The 17,197-nt window shown below is 65.2% G+C and carries 17 protein-coding genes; 5 read left to right on the forward strand and 12 right to left on the reverse strand.

Annotation, left to right across the window (positions count from 1 at the left end; genetic code table 11):
- Window positions 1-213: 213 nt before the first annotated feature.
- Both CO669_RS24320 and CO669_RS24330 read left to right on the forward strand, forming a co-directional pair.
- Window positions 214-522 (forward strand): DUF3551 domain-containing protein, encoded by a 309-nt coding sequence (locus tag CO669_RS24320; RefSeq protein ID WP_097662478.1) that lies wholly within the window; start codon window positions 214-216, stop codon window positions 520-522.
- A gap of 367 nt (window positions 523-889) precedes the next feature.
- The gene (locus CO669_RS24330) at window positions 890-2,197 is read left to right on the forward strand and encodes an MFS transporter (RefSeq protein WP_198964236.1); all 1,308 of its coding nucleotides are present in this window, start codon (window positions 890-892) and stop codon (window positions 2,195-2,197) included.
- Window positions 2,198-2,219: 22 nt separating this feature from the next.
- Here the strand turns inward: CO669_RS24330 and CO669_RS24335 are convergent, their stop codons facing one another.
- Window positions 2,220-2,858: an HD domain-containing protein gene (locus CO669_RS24335; RefSeq protein WP_097662556.1), complete on the reverse strand. Its 639-nt coding sequence runs from the start codon at window positions 2,856-2,858 to the stop codon at window positions 2,220-2,222.
- Window positions 2,859-2,901: 43 nt separating this feature from the next.
- The gene (locus tag CO669_RS24340) at window positions 2,902-3,363 is read right to left on the reverse strand and encodes a carboxymuconolactone decarboxylase family protein (protein ID WP_097662481.1); all 462 of its coding nucleotides are present in this window, start codon (window positions 3,361-3,363) and stop codon (window positions 2,902-2,904) included.
- A gap of 116 nt (window positions 3,364-3,479) precedes the next feature.
- Here CO669_RS24340 and pdxR point away from each other — a divergent pair, with 116 nt between their 5' ends.
- Window positions 3,480-4,889: a MocR-like pyridoxine biosynthesis transcription factor PdxR gene (gene pdxR, locus CO669_RS24345; protein ID WP_097662482.1), complete on the forward strand. Its 1,410-nt coding sequence runs from the start codon at window positions 3,480-3,482 to the stop codon at window positions 4,887-4,889.
- Window positions 4,890-4,911: 22 nt separating this feature from the next.
- Here pdxR and map read toward each other — a convergent pair whose 3' ends face one another.
- Window positions 4,912-5,661 carry a type I methionyl aminopeptidase gene (gene map, locus CO669_RS24350; protein WP_097662483.1) on the reverse strand — a complete coding sequence of 250 codons (750 nt, stop codon included), beginning with the start codon at window positions 5,659-5,661 and terminating at the stop codon, window positions 4,912-4,914.
- 235 nt (window positions 5,662-5,896) lie between these two features.
- On the opposite strand from map, the gene CO669_RS24355 reads away from it, so the two are divergent.
- A complete protein-coding gene (locus CO669_RS24355; RefSeq protein ID WP_502694511.1) occupies window positions 5,897-7,168 on the forward strand; it encodes a COG3904 family protein in 1,272 nt (423 codons plus the stop codon).
- Between the two features lie 30 nt (window positions 7,169-7,198).
- Here CO669_RS24355 and CO669_RS24360 read toward each other — a convergent pair whose 3' ends face one another.
- Window positions 7,199-7,978, reverse strand: coding sequence for a helix-turn-helix transcriptional regulator (locus CO669_RS24360; RefSeq protein WP_097662485.1), 780 nt, complete (start codon window positions 7,976-7,978; stop codon window positions 7,199-7,201).
- A 107-nt stretch (window positions 7,979-8,085) separates the two neighbouring features.
- On the opposite strand from CO669_RS24360, the gene CO669_RS24365 reads away from it, so the two are divergent.
- Window positions 8,086-9,165 (forward strand): zinc-binding dehydrogenase, encoded by a 1,080-nt coding sequence (locus CO669_RS24365; RefSeq protein WP_097662486.1) that lies wholly within the window; start codon window positions 8,086-8,088, stop codon window positions 9,163-9,165.
- A 94-nt stretch (window positions 9,166-9,259) separates the two neighbouring features.
- Here CO669_RS24365 and CO669_RS24370 read toward each other — a convergent pair whose 3' ends face one another.
- The 8 genes from CO669_RS24370 to CO669_RS24405 form a co-directional block, all read right to left on the reverse strand.
- Window positions 9,260-9,964, reverse strand: a complete 705-nt coding sequence (locus CO669_RS24370) for an ABC transporter ATP-binding protein (protein ID WP_097662487.1) — start codon at window positions 9,962-9,964, stop codon at window positions 9,260-9,262.
- A 7-nt stretch (window positions 9,965-9,971) separates the two neighbouring features.
- The gene (locus CO669_RS24375) at window positions 9,972-11,252 is read right to left on the reverse strand and encodes a lipoprotein-releasing ABC transporter permease subunit (protein WP_018642337.1); all 1,281 of its coding nucleotides are present in this window, start codon (window positions 11,250-11,252) and stop codon (window positions 9,972-9,974) included.
- Window positions 11,253-11,342: 90 nt separating this feature from the next.
- The gene (gene proS, locus CO669_RS24380) at window positions 11,343-12,662 is read right to left on the reverse strand and encodes a proline--tRNA ligase (protein ID WP_097662488.1); all 1,320 of its coding nucleotides are present in this window, start codon (window positions 12,660-12,662) and stop codon (window positions 11,343-11,345) included.
- Between the two features lie 144 nt (window positions 12,663-12,806).
- Window positions 12,807-14,369 carry a copper resistance CopC/CopD family protein gene (locus tag CO669_RS24385; RefSeq protein WP_097662489.1) on the reverse strand — a complete coding sequence of 521 codons (1,563 nt, stop codon included), beginning with the start codon at window positions 14,367-14,369 and terminating at the stop codon, window positions 12,807-12,809.
- The gene (locus CO669_RS24390) at window positions 14,369-14,893 is read right to left on the reverse strand and encodes a YcnI family protein (RefSeq protein WP_198964242.1); all 525 of its coding nucleotides are present in this window, start codon (window positions 14,891-14,893) and stop codon (window positions 14,369-14,371) included. Before CO669_RS24390 ends, CO669_RS24385 begins: the two co-directional genes overlap by 1 nt.
- Window positions 14,894-14,925: 32 nt before the next feature.
- Window positions 14,926-15,462: a copper chaperone PCu(A)C gene (locus CO669_RS24395; RefSeq protein ID WP_097662491.1), complete on the reverse strand. Its 537-nt coding sequence runs from the start codon at window positions 15,460-15,462 to the stop codon at window positions 14,926-14,928.
- A gap of 28 nt (window positions 15,463-15,490) precedes the next feature.
- Window positions 15,491-15,988, reverse strand: a complete 498-nt coding sequence (locus CO669_RS24400) for a TlpA family protein disulfide reductase (RefSeq protein ID WP_097662492.1) — start codon at window positions 15,986-15,988, stop codon at window positions 15,491-15,493.
- Window positions 15,985-17,196 (reverse strand): sialidase family protein, encoded by a 1,212-nt coding sequence (locus CO669_RS24405; RefSeq protein ID WP_097662493.1) that lies wholly within the window; start codon window positions 17,194-17,196, stop codon window positions 15,985-15,987. Before CO669_RS24405 ends, CO669_RS24400 begins: the two co-directional genes overlap by 4 nt.
- Window position 17,197 lies beyond the last annotated feature (1 nt).

Here is a 17,197-nt window from a genome sequence, read left to right on the forward strand (position 1 = left end):
TACAGTGGTCATAACAGCGATCGACGGAATTGCTGTAACCACGACGCAACAGTTCGCGCCAAAGGCCCGCGCTTCATTAATGAAGATTTATCAGCGCGCTCTGGAAACCCTTTGAAATAAGTGTTTTCTGTAGTTCCATGGTCGGTGACACGAGATAAATTGCATGCGCGCGAAACAACGTCGCGCGCACATTCGCGTGATGGAGAATTGAAGATGCGCAGACGAATTGTCCTCCCCATTGTCGCCACACTTTCGCTCGCATTCATCACATTTTCACTCGCGTCAATTGCAAGCACGCCAGCGCGCGCATTCGGCAAGAATCATCCCTTCTGCCTCACTGGTGATGAATGGCCGGGGCTGAGCAATTGCAGGTTCGACACTTACGCGCAGTGTCAGGCCAGCGCGTCTGGTCGCGCACTCAGCTGTATCGCCAATCCCTTTTTCGTAGGCCAGAGCGACGACCCCTACGCATATCAAAATCGTCCGCGCCCGCTGGCGCCGGGCTACTACCTGCCGCGCTGAGATGCGCAGCGCCCGCCTCGCATTCGTCGCGGCCGGCCTGCTCCTCGGGAGCGCGCCTGGATGGGCGCAGACCTATGATCCGAGCTATCCCGTCTGCATGCAGATCTATGGCCCCGTCCGCTATCTCGCCGTCGGACGTTCGGCGAGCTGCCTGGTTAACCCGTATTTTCCGCTGAAGAAGCCTGCGCACCGATCGAGACCGTCCCATCAAGGGCCGGCACATGCGGGACGCTGATATGCACTCGCTTCTTCGCCGGCGCTGCGATGTTGACGCGGGCTGATCGCAGTTTAAGTACGACGGAGAAATATTGCAGGGGTGGCGACGTTCGCTGGGTTGGTTCCCGTTGACGCCACCAATGCAGGACTCATGACGACTTCGCCTCAAGCGACCTCGCGCCGCGCAAGATCGACTTCAGCCTCCGCGCCCCCTCACCTCGCCATCGTCCTGCTCTCGCTTGCCATGGGCGGGTTTGCGATCGGAACCACCGAATTCGCATCGATGAGCCTGCTGCCGTTCTTCGCCGCCGATCTCGGCATCGACGAGCCGACCGCGGGCCATGCGATCAGCGCCTACGCGCTCGGCGTGGTACTGGGCGCGCCGCTGATTGCCGTGCTTGGTGCGCGCTTCGCCCGGCGCACGCAGCTGCTCGCGCTGATGCTGGTGTTCGCGCTCGGCAATGCGCTCACCGCGCTCGCGCCCGGCTATGGCGCGATGATCGTGGCCCGCTTTCTCTCGGGACTGCCGCACGGCGCCTATTTCGGCATTGCTGCCCTGGTCGCAGCTTCCCTGGTTCCCCAGCATCGGCGCTCGCAGGCGGTGGGCCAGGTGATGCTCGGCCTGACCTCCGCCACCGTCATCGGCGTACCGCTCGCTAATCTGATCGGACAGGCGCTTGGCTGGCGCGCGAGCTTCGGCCTCGTCTCGGTGCTGGCGTTGCTCACGATCGGGCTCTGCGCCCTGTTTGCGCCACGTGACCAGGCCGGCAGGTCCGATCCGCTGCGCGAGCTCGGCGCCCTCAGGAGCGGCCGCGTCTGGATCACGCTGGCGATCGGCGCCATCGGCTTCGGCGGCATGTTCGCGGTCTACACCTATCTTGCGACGACCTTGATCGAGGTTACCAAGGTCAGCACCGCGGCCATCCCGTTCTTCCTGGCCGTGTTCGGCATCGGTGCCACCCTTGGCAATCTGTTCGTTCCGCGCTTTGCCGACCGCGCCTTGATGCCGACGGCGGGAATCATCCTGCTGTTTGCCGCGGTCGCGCTGCTGCTATTTCCGCTTGCCGCCGGCAATCCCTGGCTGCTTGCGGCCGACATCTTCGCCATCGGCGCCAGCGTCTCGCTCGGCGCCATCCTGCAGACGCGGCTGATGGACGTTGCGGGAGAGGCGCAGGCGCTCGCGGCCGCGCTCAATCATTCAGCCTTCAACACCGCCAATGCGCTCGGCCCGTTCCTCGGGGGCCTCGCGATCCGCGAGGGGCTGGGCTGGACCTCCACCGGTCCCGTCGGCGCCGCGCTGGCGCTGCTCGGATTCCTGATCTGGATCGTCGCCTGGCGCGACAGCCGGTCCGCCTCGATCGCGCTCGCTTGGCGCAGCGATACCGCATCGCTGGCGAACGCGCCGCCGCTGGCGCCGGACAATAGCCGCTCAGATCCTGCCAGAAATCCGGTGGGCTAGAGCCTGAAGCAGACGCGTCCGCTCAGCTTTGCCAAGGCGTGTTGCGGATGCGCGTGCACGCGTTCGGCTTGCGGAAGCTGGGATCGTGATCCTCGATGTAGTCGAAATTGACCGTCCCGAATGTGGTCTGCGGCTTCTTCAGGGCTGAACACGTCTGAACCTTGAGGAAGTCGTTCTTGAAGTCTCCGCGCGGAAACGCTGATATCACCTGGTCACGCTGCTCCGGCGTGTAATCGTCATATCCAATGCCGACGACGTCCACCAGAACGCCTGCGTTGGTGAGAGCGATCTCCGGCCTCATATATTGCGGAATGCCCGGCGTGGTGTGCAGCGCGACGGCTTCCCAGACCAGATCGGCTTGCGGCTCGGCGATACCGCGCGCCCGGAGAAACTCACGCGCAGCGTCGGCTCCGTCGACCTCAAATCGCTTTGTCTGCGTGTGGTAGTGATCGACAAGGCCGAGGTCGTGAAACAGCGCCGCAACATAGAGCAGTTCCGAATCGAACTTCAGCTTCTGACGCAGCCCCTTCATCGCGCCGAACACGTAGACGCGAACCGAATGGTTGAACAGCATGTCGTCTTCGTAGCTGCGCACCAGCTCGGCGGCCTCGCCAGCCAGCTGGCTGTCGGGAATTCTGACGCCGGAGATCACGCTCGTCATCTTCAAGCTCCTGGTCTGCGTTCGGTTGATGCCGCGTGAGCCATCAGGCGGCCTTCTCGAGCGCCGCGTGAGGCGTATTTCGGAAGCTGATCGACATGCGATTGTACGCATTCATCAGACTGATTGCGATCGTGAGATCGACGAGTTCGCGCTCGCTGAAGACGTTGCGGGCGGCTTGATAGGCTTCATCCGGAACGTTGGTCTCGGCAACACGGGTGACCGTCTCGGCCCATGCAAGGGCTGCGCGCTCGCGTTCGTCGAAGAGATTGCCGGCCTCGGCCCATGCCTGCAGCAGCGCGAGCTTTTCGACCTTCACGCCGCTCTTCAACAGATCGCGCGTATGCATGTCGAGGCAATAGGCACAGTTGTTGATCTGCGAAATGCGCAGGTAAACGAGCGCGACCAGCGTTCCGGGCAAGCCACTCTGCGTAACATAGCCGTAGACTCCGCCGAGCGCCTTCGCGCCGGCCGGTGCGATGTGGTTGTAGTTGAGACGTTCACTCATCTGATGACTCCCTGATGATCGGAGGAGGTCAAAGCTCCCTCCTCATTTCCTCAGATGCCCCTCGCCTGGTTCACAAAAAAGCACCAAGAACGCACAAAATTTCTGTACCATGGGGCATGACGAAACCGCTGCGCCTGGAGCTCGATCGGTCCGCGAAGATGCCCCTCGCGGAGCAGATCCATAGAGGGATCAGGGCCGCCATCGAGAGCGGTGTGCTCGCCCCGGGCGCACGCCTGCCCTCGTGGCAGGATCTGGCGGCTCAGCTCGGCGTCGCGCGCGGCACCGTGCGCTCAGCCTATGAGAAGCTCTCATCCGACCAAATGATCGTGGCAGCCCGTGCGACCGGCACGCATGTCGCCGACCGCCGGTCCTCCCCAGTGCGGCCTGACAAGGCCCCCGACCCCGGCTCGTTCATGGAGATGTACCAGGAGCTCACGACTGGACCGGCGATCTTCCAGATGGGCGTGCCGTCGCAGGAAACTTTTCCTGCGAAGTTGCTGGCGCGAATGCGGGTAAGGGCGGTTCGCGCCGAAACGAGCGCACCCGCGATCTACCCGGATCCGCGCGGCGAGCTGGACTTGCGACGTGAGATCGCGGCCTACCTTGCGCTGGCCCGGGGAATAGAATGCGCGCCGTCCCAAATCATCGTCACCAGCGGTTTCGCCGGCGGCCTCGGCCTCGCGCTCCGTGTCCTCTGCCTCGGGCCAAAGAAGAAAGCCTGGATGGAGGACCCCGGCTTTCCTTTCACCCGGCACGGTCTCGAACTCGCGGGATTATCCATCGTACCGATCGCGGTCGATGCCGACGGCATCGACGTCGATTTCGGCATGAAACATGCGCCAGACGCCGCGCTGGTTGTCGTGACGCCGGGGCAACAGGCGCCGCTCGGATCCACGCTGTCACTGGCACGCCGCTCACGACTGCTCGAATGGGCGACCCAGAACAAGGCATGGGTGATCGAGGACGACTATCTCAGCGAACTGCAGCTCAAGGGCCGCGCCACGCCGGCGCTCGCCTCGCTCGACCGCGTCGGTCGCGTCATCCACATCGGCTCCTTCAGCAAGACCATAAGCCCGGCCTTGCGGCTCGGCTTTGTCGTTGCGCCGGCGGCTCTTGCTTCGCGATTTGCAGAGACTGCGGCTTGCCTCGCGCCCGCACCGGGGCCCGCGGTGCAGCTAGCCACGGCCGACTTCATGCGCGACGGCCACTATCTTCGGCATCTGCGGCGCACGAAACGCGCCTACACCGCGCAAGGCGATGCGTTGCTGAAACAGCTCCGCACGCGCCCTGCGAAGGTTGCGATTGCCGGTCTGGCCGCGGTGCTGCGATTGCCGGACGGAGCACCCGATCTCGCTATCGCCCGGGACGCAGCGTCGTTCGGACTGGCACCGACGCCGCTATCGCTCTGGTACGCTCCGAGCGCTTCGGCGTGCTCAGGACTGTTGCTGGGCATCGCGACGTCTCCGCTCAAGAAGATCGAGGCGTCCTGCGAGCGGCTCCTTGGGATCATCGACCGCTTGACGTGATCCGTACCCGGCCTCGGCCGCCTCAATTGGCCAACGTTACGATCAAAGGTCCGTTACGCGTGGCGATCACGGTGTGCTCGTACTGCACGGTCGGCGCCTCGGGGCTACTGTAGAGCGTCCACGCATCGTCGCCATTCTCCGCCCACTCGGCGCCCATGGAGAGGAACGGCTCGACGGTGAAGACCAGGCCGTCGGTCATGATGCGGCGCTCGGAGCGATCGGGCCATGTTGCAATTTCCGTCGGCTCCTCATGGAGCGACAGTCCGACGCCGTGACTGGCGAGATTCCTGACCAGGCTGTAGCCGTTCTTCCGCGCGAAGGTCCCGATCGCCTGGCCGATCCCGGCAATCGGCTTGCCGGCGCCGACCTGCTTCAGGCCGGTCCACATCGCCCTCCGCCCGTCACGGCAGAGACGTTCGACGGCGCGGGCAACGGGCGGAACGGCAAACGAGGCGCCGGTATCGGCGAAGAAGCCGTTCTTCTCGGCCGACACGTCGATGTTGACGAGGTCGCCGCGCGCGATCCGCCGCTCGCCGGGGATGCCGTGAGCGATCTCCTCGTTCACGCTGATGCAGGTCGCGCCGGGAAAATCGTAGGCCAGCTCCGGGGCCGAACGCGCCCCGGCGGCCTCCAGGAGCTTTCGCCCGATCTGGTCGAGCTCGGAGGTGGTCATGCCCGGCTCGAGCGCCTTCCCCATCGCCTCCAGCGCATGGGCGACGATGCGCCCGATCTCTTTCAGGCGCGTCAGGTCGTTGTCGTCGGAAATCGTCATATCGGGGCTCTCTACGAAAGCCGGGGCATAGCGCCTGCGAGGACGGCTTGCAAATCGGAACGCGCCGGAGAATCCTGCCGCAGTCGCAGGGCCGTCCCGGCGAAATAAACGTGGACCGTCATGCCACCCCAAGTTGTGATCGCGGCGATCGTCGTATAGCGTCGGTCACGGTTGCTCACCTCACCTAGTCGATCGCTTCATGCGCTTGCGAATATTGCTTCTCCTGGCCCTCCTCTTGCTTCCCGACGCATTGCGGGCCGAAGAAACTCCGGCCGCGAAAGCCGGATTTGCCTCCCGCCTGACGATCTATCTGGCCAAAGGCGCGCCCGATGCGTGCGGGCCGGGCTGCGACCGCTGGATCGCGATCGAGGGCGAGATCGATCAGGGCGCCGCCCTGCGCATTCGCCGCTTCCTGGCCGGCGTCAAGGATCTGCAGCGCCCGATCTACCTTCATTCGCCCGGCGGGAACGTGGAGCAATCCTACGACATCGGGCGGTTGCTCCGCAGCCGCAAGGCCATCGCCCGGGTTGGCCGGACGATCGTGACCGCGTGCGCGGCAGGCACGCAGGTCGATGCCGCGTGCCTGAAGATCAAGAACGCGACCGGCGAAGTCGAGGCCGAGCTCACCACCTATCATGCGATGTGCAACTCGGCCTGCGGCTACCTGTTTCTCGGCGCGACCTCGCGCGAGGTCGCCCCAGATGCCGCGCTGGCGGTGCATAATTCCAGGCTGATCCTCAAGTTTAGCGGCAATCCGCCGCCGGAGGTGGTCGCCGAAGCACGGCGGCGCCGGATCGCCGGGGCCGACCGCGACCGCGCCGCGTTCATTGCGGCGATGGGCATCAGCCGCGAGCTCGACGCGCTGATCCGCACCGTGAAATTCGAAAACCTGCACGTGCTGACGCGGCCCGAGCTCTACCGCTTCGGCATCGACACGCGGCCGCTGGCCGAGACGATGTGGCGGCTTGAGAAGGGTACACGTCCCTTCATCAGCAAGGTCGCCACGGTGAGGAAGGAGAGCGACTCATCGTTCCGGACCATGGAGTGGCGCCTCTATTGCGAAAACAAGAAGCGCGTGCCGCTGATGTTCGCGGGCGAGATCGACGCAGCCGCTCCCGGCAGGAGATCGATCCTGATGGCGGCCAGCGCCGACCTCAGCAAGGAAGCCGGCGGACCTCCGGTGCGGTTCGGAAAGTACGAGGTCTGGAACGGCGCCGTCGATCCCGACATGGTCAAGGCGGTGCTGGCATCGCATTCCCTGCAGGTGCGGGAGACCACACCCGAACCGGAGGGAAAGGCTGACGTCACAAGCTTCAACATCGACGCGACCGGTTTGGCCTCGGTGTGGACGCAGCTCGGGACCTCGTGCACCTCAGCCGCGACAGGCCCGGCAAAATCCTGGCCGGCGAATTCCCTGCAGCCGACGCCCTGGACGGACAGTCCTTGGACGGCAAGTGGTGCGCTGCCGAACGTCAGGGCAGCGCCTGCGTCCACGCCCGCGCCGTAGCGTGCGGCGAGCTGACGCCCGCCCCCTCCGTCAGTCCCCGACCGGCGTGTAGATCACCAGCTTCAGCGCGGGATCGTCGTTGGCCTGGAAGCTGGTGTGCTCGAAATGCAGAACCCCCTTGGTGGGATGGGTCATGGTCTTGCGGCCCGACAATGTGCCGTGCACCTCGTGCGCGCCCCACCATTTGACGAATTCGGGACTGCCTTCGCGCAAGCGGGTCAGCAATTCCGCGAAGGCGGGATCGCCGGCCCAGACGTCATGGGTGGCGCGAAACATCGCGACCATGCGCTTGGCGACGTCAGCCCAGCCGGCCCCGTAGGATTTTCGCGTGCGCTTGTTGGTCATCATCAGGAGCAGTGTGTTGCGGTCCTCCTCCGGCAGCCGGCCAAATGCGAAGACCTCCTCGGCCGCCGCGTTCCAGGCCAGCACGTCCCAACGCCGCCCGGTGATGTAGGCCGGATGCGGAAGGCTCTCGACCAGCCGCAGGATCGGCGGCGGCACGATCTCGCGCGTGAACGCGCCCCTCGCCCCATCGCGCGCGAGGGCCTTCAGATGCGCATGCTCGGTCTTGCTGAGCCGCAGCGCACGGGCCAGCGCATCGACGGTGGTGACCGAGGGGCTGACGGTGCGGCCCTGCTCGAGGCGGATGTACCAGTCGACGCCGATGCCGGCGAGCTGGGCGACCTCCTCGCGGCGCAGCCCCGCGGTGCGGCGCCGGCTCCCCGCAGGCAACCCGACCGTCTTCGGCGCCAGTTTTTCACGGCGAGACCTCAGGAAGTCGCCGAATTCGACGCGGCGCGGATCGGCCATGGTGTCGCTCCCGCATGGAGGGCTCGGGGAATACTAGGATAATACCAGGCCTTCCTGCTTCCTCCAAGACCGCTCATACCGGCTTCACCCGACCTTGAGGTGAACACATGAAAGCTGCCGTACTCAAATCATTTGGATCGAAGCTGGCCATCGAGGACGTTCCGGACCCGGTCATCGGCACCGGCGAGGTCATCGTCGACGTCGTCGCCACGCGCGTGCTGTCCTACATGAACGAGGTCTTCGACGGGACACGCAATTATGCGCTCGACCTGCCTGTTATCCCCGGCCCCGGCGGCATCGGCCGGGTGCGCGCGATCGGCCCGGATGCCACCAAGCTCCGCGTCGGCGACTGGGTGTTCTGCGATCCCACGGTGCGCTCGCGCGATGATGTCGTGGCGCCCGATATCGCCCTGCAGGGGCTCACCGCCGCCGGCCCCGGCGGCATGCGCCTGCAGCAGCATTTTCGCCACGGCTCCTATGCCGAGCAGATGCGCCTGCCGACCGAAAATGCGAAGCGGCTCGGCCAGATCACGTCCGAAGAGGCGTCGCGATGGTGTGCGCTGGGGACGGCTCTGGTGCCCTATGGCGGCTTCCTCGCCGCCAACCTTCAGCCCGGCGAGACCGTGCTGGTGAGCGGGGCGACCGGCAATTTCGGCAGCGCCGCCGTCTCGGTCGCGCTCGCGATGGGCGCGGCCTGCGTGGTCACCCCGGGCCGCAACGAGACCATCCTCGCCGACCTCGTCCGCCGCTTCGGCAACCGGGTGCAGCCGGTCAAGCTCACGGGCAGCGAAGAGCACGACCGCGAGGCGATGAAGCGGGCGGCGCCCGCACCGATCGATTGCGTGCTCGACATCATGCCGCCCTCGGTCAGCCCGACCGTCGTGCGCGCGGCGATCATGACGGTGCGCCCCTACGGGCGCATCGCGCTGATGGGCGGCGTCGGCATGGCCGGCGGCCCGGGCCTCGAGCTGCCCTACCCCTGGATCATGCGCAACTGCATCAGCATCCACGGCGTCTGGATGTATCCGCCGGACGCCGCGAGCCGCCTGATCGCGCTGGTGCGCGCGGGGCTGCTGAGGCTGGAGGAGTATGAGACAACATCCTTCGGCCTCGACCACGCCAACGAGGCCGTGGCGCATGCCGCCGCCAATGGCGGGCCGTTCAAATTGACGGTGATCAGGCCTTGAGAACTGCAGGCGACGGGGTGCCCGTCGTCGCCGATTTTTTCGTCAGTCGGCCCAAGCACTTGTCTACTGTGCATGGGGTTGCTTTCGCACTTTTCTATTCGAGCTCGACCACCTGGCCGTTCGACAGCGACACGCGCCGGTCCATGCGGCCGGCGAGCTCCATGTTGTGGGTCGCGATCAGCATCGACACCTTGGTCGCCTTGACCAGCTGCATCAGCGCCTGGAACACGTGATCCGCCGTGTGCGGATCGAGGTTGCCGGTCGGCTCGTCCGCGAACAGCACACGCGGCGCGTTGGCGACCGCGCGCGCGATCGCGACGCGCTGCTGCTCGCCGCCCGACAGCTCGGCGGGGCGATGGGTGATGCGGTCGCCGAGGCCGAGATATCCCAAGATCTCTTTCGCGCGCTTGACGCTCTCGGATTTCTTCAGGCCGCGGATCATCTGCGGCATCATCACGTTCTCCAGCGCCGAGAACTCCGGCAAGAGCCGATGCGACTGGTAGACGAAGCCGATATCGGTGCGGCGCAGCTGCGTGCGCTCGATGTCGGGCAGCTGCGAGGTCGGCGCGCCGTTGACATAGACCTCGCCGGAATCCGGCGCCTCGAGCAGGCCCGCAATGTGCAACAGCGTCGACTTGCCGGAGCCCGACGGCGCGACCAGCGCGACCGATTGGCCCGCCCACAGCGCCAGCTTGGCGCCATCCAGGATCGTCAGCGGCACCTCGCCCTGCAAGTACTGCCGCTTTATCTCGTGGAGATAAATGACCGGTACATCCTCAGCCCCCTGCTGCTGCTCCATCAGGTCCTCACTCGTACCGGAGCGCTTCGACGGGATCGAGGCGCGCGGCGCGCCACGACGGATACAGCGTCGCCAGGAACGACAATGTCAGCGCCATGATGACAACCGCCGTGGTCTCGCCGATGTCGATCTCGGCAGGCAGCTTCGACAGGAAATACAGTTCCGGCGAGAACAGCTCGGTCGAGGTCAGCCAGGACAGGAACTGCCTGATGGACTCGATGTTGAGGCAGATCACGAGGCCGACGACGAAGCCGACCAGCGTCCCGACCACGCCGATCGAGGCGCCCGTGATCAGGAAGATGCGCATGATCGATCCCTGCGAGGCCCCCATCGTGCGCAGGATCGCGATGTCGCTGCCCTTGTCCTTCACCAGCATGATCAGGCCGGAGACGATGTTCAGCGCTGCGACCAGCACGATCATGGTCAGGATCAGGAACATCACGTTGCGCTCGACCTGGAGCGCGTTGAAGAACGTCGAGTTGCGCTGGCGCCAGTCGACCAGGAAGACCGGCCGGCCAGCGGCCTCCGTCACGGCCTGGCGGAAGGCGACGATCTGATCGGGATTGGTGGTGAACACCTCGATCGAGGTCACGTCGTTGCTGCGGTTGAAATAGGCCTGCGCCTCCGCGAGCGGCATGAACACGAAGCCGAGATCATATTCGGACATGCCGATCTCGAACACCGCGACAATCTTGTACGGCTTGATGCGCGGCGTCGTGCCCATGGGCGTGACCGCGCCCTTCGGCGCCACCAGCGTGATGCTGTCGCCGGCATGCAGCGAGAGCTGGTCGGCGAGACGGCGGCCGATGGCGACGCCCTGTCCCTCGTCAAAGCCCTCGAGCGAGCCCTGCTTGATGTTCTTGGCAATCGAGGTGAGGTTGTTGAGGTCGTCGGAGCGGATGCCGCGCACCAGCACGCCCGAGGCGTTCCACGGCGAAGACGCCAGCGCCTGGCCATCCACCACGGGCGCGGCGAGCCGGATGCCTTTGACTTGGCTGAGGCGGTCGGCAACGTCCTTCCAGTCGGTCAGCGGCGATTCCAGCGGCTGCACCAGGATGTGGCCGTTGAGGCCGAGGATCTTGTCGAGCAGCTCCTTGCGGAAGCCGTTCATCACCGCCATGACGATGATCAGCGTCGCCACGCCCAGCATGATGCCGAGGAAGGAGAACCCGGCAATGACCGAGATGAATCCCTCCTTGCGGCGCGCCCGTAGGTAGCGCGCCGACAGCATCCACTCGAATGGCGCAAAAGGTGCGGTTTGCACGGTCTCGGTCATGGTCTCATCCATCGCTCGATAATCCCATGATTCGGGGTCAATTGTGGCCGGATTGGCGGCCGCGATATCGGGCGATGAACAATATTCAGCCGACCAGGCTTGTCAGCCCACAAGTCTTGCGACCGCGTCCGCAGGCGACATGGTCTCGCGGGAGCCATCACTTCGCCGCTTGATCTCGACCTTGCCGTCGGCGAGCCCCTTCGGCCCGATCATGATCTGCCAGGGGATACCGATCAGGTCGGCGGCGGCGAATTTGGCGCCGGCACGCTGGTCGGTGTCGTCATAGAGCACGTCGACGCCCTTGGCGGTCAGCTCGGCATAAAGCTTCTCGCAGGCCGCATCGACCGCCGCATCGCCCTGCTTCAGGTTGAGGATCGACACGCGGAACGGGGCGACCGCCTCCGGCCATTTGATGCCGGCATCGTCGTGGCAGGCCTCGATGATCGCGCCAAGCAGGCGCGAGACGCCGACGCCGTAGGACCCGCCATGGATCGGCACGTCGACGCCGTCGGGGCCGGCCACCATGGCCTTCATCGGCTCGGAATATTTGGTGCCGAAGTAGAAGATCTGGCCGACCTCGATGCCGCGAGTGTTGAGCCGCTTCTCCGCAGGCACTTCCTGCTCGAACCGGGCGGCGTCGTGGACATCCTCGGTGGCGGCATAGACCGAGGTCCACTGCTTGATGATCGGCGTCAGGTCGCTGTCGTAATCGACGTCTTCGCCCGGCACCGGCAGGTCCAGCACGTCGCGATTGATGAACACGCCGGATTCGCCGGTTTCGGCCAGCACGATGAATTCGTGGCTGAGATCGCCGCCGATCGGGCCGGTCTCGGCGCGCATCGGGATCGCCTTCAGCCCCATCCGCGCAAAGGTGCGCAAATAGGCGACGAACATCTTGTTGTAGGCGACGCGCGCGGCGGCCTCGTTGAGGTCGAACGAATAGGCATCCTTCATCAGGAACTCGCGGCCGCGCATCACGCCGAAACGCGGACGCTGCTCGTCGCGGAATTTCCATTGGATATGATAGAGATTCAGCGGCAGGTTCTTGTAGGACTTCACATAGGCGCGGAAGATCTCGGTGATCATTTCCTCGTTGGTCGGCCCGTACAGCAGCTCGCGCTTGTGGCGGTCGGCGATGCGCAGCATCTCCGGGCCGTAGGCGTCGTAGCGGCCGCTCTCGCGCCAGAGGTCGGCAAGCTGCAAGGTCGGCATCAACAGTTCCAGCGCGCCGGAACGGTCCTGCTCCTCGCGCACGATCTGCTCGATCTTCTTCAGCACCCGGAAGCCCAGCGGCAGCCACGCATAGATGCCGGCCGCCTCCTGCCGGATCATGCCGGCGCGCAGCATCAGCCGATGCGAGACGATCTCCGCCTCTTTCGGATTTTCCTTCAGAATGGGCAGAAAGAAGCGCGACAACCGCATGGCAATACTCGTGGAATCAGTGGTTGCCTGCAGTGAAACCGGATTGCGAGCGAAAACACAAGACCGGGAATGAGGAAAAGCCGCTAACGCATCGGAATTCCTGTCATTTTTCCGTCGGACTTCAAGCTCAGCGCGAACTCCACATTACGGCGGCGTGACGTCGAGTTCATCCTCGAGCGTGATTTGCTCGAAGTCGCTCACCAGCGCGTCGATCCGCACGTGCCAACGGCCCGCGAAGGGAAGCTCGACCTTGCGCACATGCCAGTAGCCGTCCGGCCCCAGCGAAGCCTTCCGCTCCATCGGCTCGATGCCGCGCTCGGGCAGGCTCAGCGTCAATGTCGTTTCCTTGGCCGCCAGCGGCGTCCCCTCGCCGGTCATCAGCTGGAGCACGAAATCATCGACGCCGGGCCTGCCGGGCGAGACCAGCACCTGGAACATCGCCTTGTCGCTGTGAATATGGATCGCCAAAGGCGTCTCGGGAACAATGGTGCGCGGCGGCGGCGTGAAGTGCCAGCCGGCGACCACAGCGAAGACGGCCAGGGCAATGGCGCATTCGATCAGGGTCGAGCGCCGCAGCGCGGGCGCCCCTGCCCCGTTCCGGGCCAGCGCCGGGGTCAGCCGGAACCGATTGAGCGCAGCCAGCGCCAGCAATCCCGTGACCAGGACGAGCTTGGTCGAGAGGATCCACCCGTAGCGGGTCGCAACCAGCGCTGCCGGCCTTTCGAGCTGCACGATCGCCAGTACAAGGCCGGTCAAGGCCAGCACGCCGACCGCGAGCGCAGCGATGCGGGAAAAGCGGTTCACGATCGGCAGCATCGCGGTCGTCGGCCGTGACACCAGCGCGACCAGCGGCACGAGAGCACCGATCCAGATGGCGACGCCGAGGCCGTGGAGGAAGATCGCCGGACGCGTCAAGGCCTCTGGCGACGCCGTAGCGGCGTGCCCGGTCATGGCGAGCGACAGACCGACACCGATCAATGCGATGACAGCGAGAGCGCGCGCGTACCACCCGCTGCGCAGCGCCACCAGAGCGAGCAGCATCGCTGCGATGGCCGCCAGCAGAGCCGGCCCGGCGCTGGTCGCGAGCGCGACCTTCCAGGGGCCAGCAGTCGCAAGAGCCGCCATCGGCAGGCCGAGCAGATCGAGACCCAACGCGCCGAGAGATGCTGCAGCACTCGGAATTCCGATGGCGAGCGCCATGCGTGGCACGGTCATGCCGGTCATCGACCATGCGATCCAGCGCGCGAAGAACACGCCGCCGACGCCCACGAACAGCCCGAGATAAAGACCGACCCGCGCCAGCCAGATCAGCGCGTTCAACCCGCCGTCCACGTTTGTGGGAGGCTTGGTCGCGGTCGGCATGCCGATCGAGAACATCACCGATCCCGTGACGGGATGACCGTCCTGCGAGATCACGCGATAGCTGACGACCGCGGTCCCCTCGGGCAGATCCGTCGGCATCGCAACCGAAATCGTCTCGCCCGACGCGCTGACCTTTGCATCGTCGCGCGCCCTGCCGGCGCCGTCGATCAGCCGGACCGCACCCGGCGTCACCGCTTCGTTGAAGCGCAGCTCCACCGCCTTGGGCGCGGCCGCGAGCATGCTGCCGCTCGGCGGCTCGACCGAGACCAGGGCCGCATGCGCCCACGCCGCGCTCGCAAATCCGGCAGCAAGGAGCAGGGTCGCGAGCGCGGCGAACAGGCGCATCAGGGTTTGGGCAACAGCTTCACGCCCGGCGCCGGCGATTTGCCCTCGGACTTGCTGTCATGCGCGTGCCCTGCCCCTTCGGCCGGGATCTCGATCCAGCGGCTGACGCCGGTCTCGCATTCCTGGACGACGGGAAAGTACAGGGTCGTGTTCGGCTTGAGCTTGTCGGTCAGGACCGTCTGCATGACGAACTCGTCATAGTGCTTGTCCGGCAGCTTGCCGCCGGACCAGGCCACCTCCTTCACGCCGGAGGAAAGCTTGTTGCCGTGATAGTCGTATTCTCCGGCATATTTGCCTTCGACGACATCGACATTCCAGCCCGCCTTCGGCATGGGCTTCACCGCGATCACCCCTTCCGGAACCTGCACGCGGATCTTCACCGTCGGCGAGCCCGCGCAACCGTGGGGAATGACGAACACGGCCTTGTAGGACGTGCCGACCACGGCTTGCTTGGTCTCGAGCGACACATGCGCCGCCGCCGGCGAGGCGGCTAGCGCGGCAATCAGGAACAGGCAGGATCGCATCATGTTGGCCCTTTCGAGAGTCCAGATCAGGCTCATTTCATTTTCATTCCCGAATGGTCCGGCATCTTCTTCATATCCATGTGACCGGAATGCCCGGCATCACCGGGGGCCTGCGCGCCGACGCCCTGGACGTCGAGGGAGACGGCGACCTTGCCGGCCTTCTCGAATTGCAGCGTCACCGGCACCTTGTCGCCCTGCTTGAACGGCCCCTTCAGCTCCTGCAGCATCAGATGATAGCCGCCGGGCGCGAGCTTCACCGTCTTGCCGGGATCGACCACGAGCCCCGCGTCGAGCGGACGCATCTTCATCACGCCGTTGTCCATGGCCATCTCGTGGATCTCGGCCTTCCCCGCGATGTCGGCGGAGACGCTGACCAGCTTGTCAGGCGCCGTGCCCTTGTTCTCGATGACCAGAAAGCCGCCGGCAACCTTGGCGCCGCCCGGCGTCGCGCGGCTCCACGCCTGCGAGATGACGAGATCGCCGGCCTTGACGTCGTCGGCGAGCACCGGGGCCGCGGAGAGCGCGAGAGCGAACGCAGCGAGCAGCACGTTCTTCGAGATGGTCTTCATGTCGGTCTTCCCTTTGCAGACTTGAACTTCAGTGTTTGGCGAGTTGTTGCGCCGACCATTTTTCGAGATCGCCCATTTCAGCCGAGCCCTCGATCGTCGTGACGGTCCCTTCCCGGGAGATCAGCATGGTCCTGGGAATGTCGCCCTGCCAGGCCGGATCGATCTCGAACCGCAAGCGCTCGACGAAGCCGTCGTTGAAGATGAAGTTCTCGGTCGACGACAGACCCGCCTTGTCGAGCATCGATTGCGTTGCCCCCGGCAGGTTCGGCACGAGATCGGCGCTGACGGTGACGACGTCGACCTCAGGATGATCCTTGGCAAACTGCCCGAGCAAGGGCAGCTCGACCTTGCAGGGGCCGCAGGTTACGCCCCAGAAATGGACGAGCACGGGACGGCCGGCATGTCCCTTCAGGACGCTTTGCCAGGTGCCGCGCTCGAACGGCTTCAGGGCTGGAGATGCGGCGAGCGCAGCCACTGAAGCGGTCAGAGCGACAAGGCCGGCAAGGCCTGCAAATCGAACTCTCATGGCTGGTCCTCGATGGCTGTAAGCCGATAGCCGTCGGCCTTCGTCATCCACGACAAATAGGTCTGCTTGCCGTTGGAGACCAGCAAAGGGTGATCGGAGGTGTCGCTCGTGCTCGATATCGTCTTCGGCGGCGACCACGTCTCGCCGTCGTCGCGGGAGATCGTCATCTGGACCGAGGTCTTCTCGCCGTCGAACTCCTTCCAGACCATCACCGTTCCCTTGGCGCTGGCAAGCACGTAGGGCCGCGTGGGGTTGCGGCCCGGCTGGCCCAGCGCCATGGGCGCGGAGAAGGTGCGGCCTTCGTCGCGCGAGTGTGCGTAGAACAAGCCCTTTCGCGCCTTGCCGTTCGTGTACCAGACCACATGGTAGGTCCCATTCGGCGCAACGGTGAGGCTCGGCCCATGATGCGGGCAGGCATTGATCTGCCAGTCGTCATTGCTGACCCGGCGGACCTCACCTGGAGTCGCGACGTCCGTGAAGGTCATGACCGCGTGGTCGCGCACGCCGCCCTCGAAGATGTTCCTGAAAATCACAACAGGCCGCCCGGGCGCAGCGAATGCCAGGCCCAAGCGGCAGCATTCGCAGGTGCCCTCGCGCGCCAGCTTCGCTTCGGCGTAAGTGGTGCCGCCGTCGCCGGACGAGGTGAAGAACAGCCCGGCTCCCTCGTACTTCTGTCCCGCCTCCTTCGCGACAATGCGATTGCGCTTGTCGAGCCACGCGGCAAACACCGTTCCATCCTGATCGAGCGCCAGCGCTTCGAAACGCTGGCTCTCATTGCTGGCGGTGATCGGCTTCAGCTCGCCAAAGCTCTTCCCGCCGTCGGCCGAGCGCGTGGTGAACACCTCTCCGTTGAAGGCCGCGTCCCTGAAGGTCGAGAACGCGAGCGCGATGCCGCCGTTGCGGTCGATCACGATCTTCGGCCGCGCATCCGGTCCCCAATCGAGACTCAGCCGCTTGGTCGTGACATGGGTCGGCGCCGAAAAGCTGCGGCCTTCATCGCGCGAGCTTGCGACCGAGACCTGCCCTCCCGCCATCCAGACCAGCCACAGCGTCCCGTCAGGACCGAAGGCGGGCGTCGCCTTGGTCGCACAGCGCAGTGTCGGCTCCTCGCACGCCGCTTCCGATGCAGACGGGGCCCGCATCTGTGCGAGCGCCGTTCCTTGTGCGAATGCGAGAGCGAGGATCGCGAGCAGGCCAGTTCGGATCATG

Source organism: Bradyrhizobium sp. Y36 (assembly GCF_002531575.1).
In the GTDB taxonomy this organism is placed as follows: Bacteria; Pseudomonadota; Alphaproteobacteria; order Rhizobiales; family Xanthobacteraceae; genus Bradyrhizobium.

Excerpts from the sequence above, each read along its gene's own strand:
- CO669_RS24320 (WP_097662478.1), top strand. The coding sequence starts at position 214 with ATGCGCAGACGAATTGTCCTCCCCATTGTCGCCACACTTTCGCTCGCA.
- CO669_RS24330 (WP_198964236.1), top strand. The coding sequence starts at position 890 with ATGACGACTTCGCCTCAAGCGACCTCGCGCCGCGCAAGATCGACTTCA.
- CO669_RS24335 (WP_097662556.1), bottom strand. The coding sequence starts at position 2,858 with ATGACGAGCGTGATCTCCGGCGTCAGAATTCCCGACAGCCAGCTGGCT.
- CO669_RS24340 (WP_097662481.1), bottom strand. The coding sequence starts at position 3,363 with ATGAGTGAACGTCTCAACTACAACCACATCGCACCGGCCGGCGCGAAG.
- pdxR (WP_097662482.1), top strand. The coding sequence starts at position 3,480 with ATGACGAAACCGCTGCGCCTGGAGCTCGATCGGTCCGCGAAGATGCCC.
- map (WP_097662483.1), bottom strand. The coding sequence starts at position 5,661 with ATGACGATTTCCGACGACAACGACCTGACGCGCCTGAAAGAGATCGGG.
- CO669_RS24360 (WP_097662485.1), bottom strand. The coding sequence starts at position 7,978 with ATGGCCGATCCGCGCCGCGTCGAATTCGGCGACTTCCTGAGGTCTCGC.
- CO669_RS24365 (WP_097662486.1), top strand. The coding sequence starts at position 8,086 with ATGAAAGCTGCCGTACTCAAATCATTTGGATCGAAGCTGGCCATCGAG.
- CO669_RS24370 (WP_097662487.1), bottom strand. The coding sequence starts at position 9,964 with ATGGAGCAGCAGCAGGGGGCTGAGGATGTACCGGTCATTTATCTCCAC.
- CO669_RS24375 (WP_018642337.1), bottom strand. The coding sequence starts at position 11,252 with ATGGATGAGACCATGACCGAGACCGTGCAAACCGCACCTTTTGCGCCA.
- proS (WP_097662488.1), bottom strand. The coding sequence starts at position 12,662 with ATGCGGTTGTCGCGCTTCTTTCTGCCCATTCTGAAGGAAAATCCGAAA.
- CO669_RS24385 (WP_097662489.1), bottom strand. The coding sequence starts at position 14,369 with ATGCGCCTGTTCGCCGCGCTCGCGACCCTGCTCCTTGCTGCCGGATTT.
- CO669_RS24390 (WP_198964242.1), bottom strand. The coding sequence starts at position 14,893 with ATGCGATCCTGCCTGTTCCTGATTGCCGCGCTAGCCGCCTCGCCGGCG.
- CO669_RS24395 (WP_097662491.1), bottom strand. The coding sequence starts at position 15,462 with ATGAAGACCATCTCGAAGAACGTGCTGCTCGCTGCGTTCGCTCTCGCG.
- CO669_RS24400 (WP_097662492.1), bottom strand. The coding sequence starts at position 15,988 with ATGAGAGTTCGATTTGCAGGCCTTGCCGGCCTTGTCGCTCTGACCGCT.
- CO669_RS24405 (WP_097662493.1), bottom strand. The coding sequence starts at position 17,196 with ATGATCCGAACTGGCCTGCTCGCGATCCTCGCTCTCGCATTCGCACAA.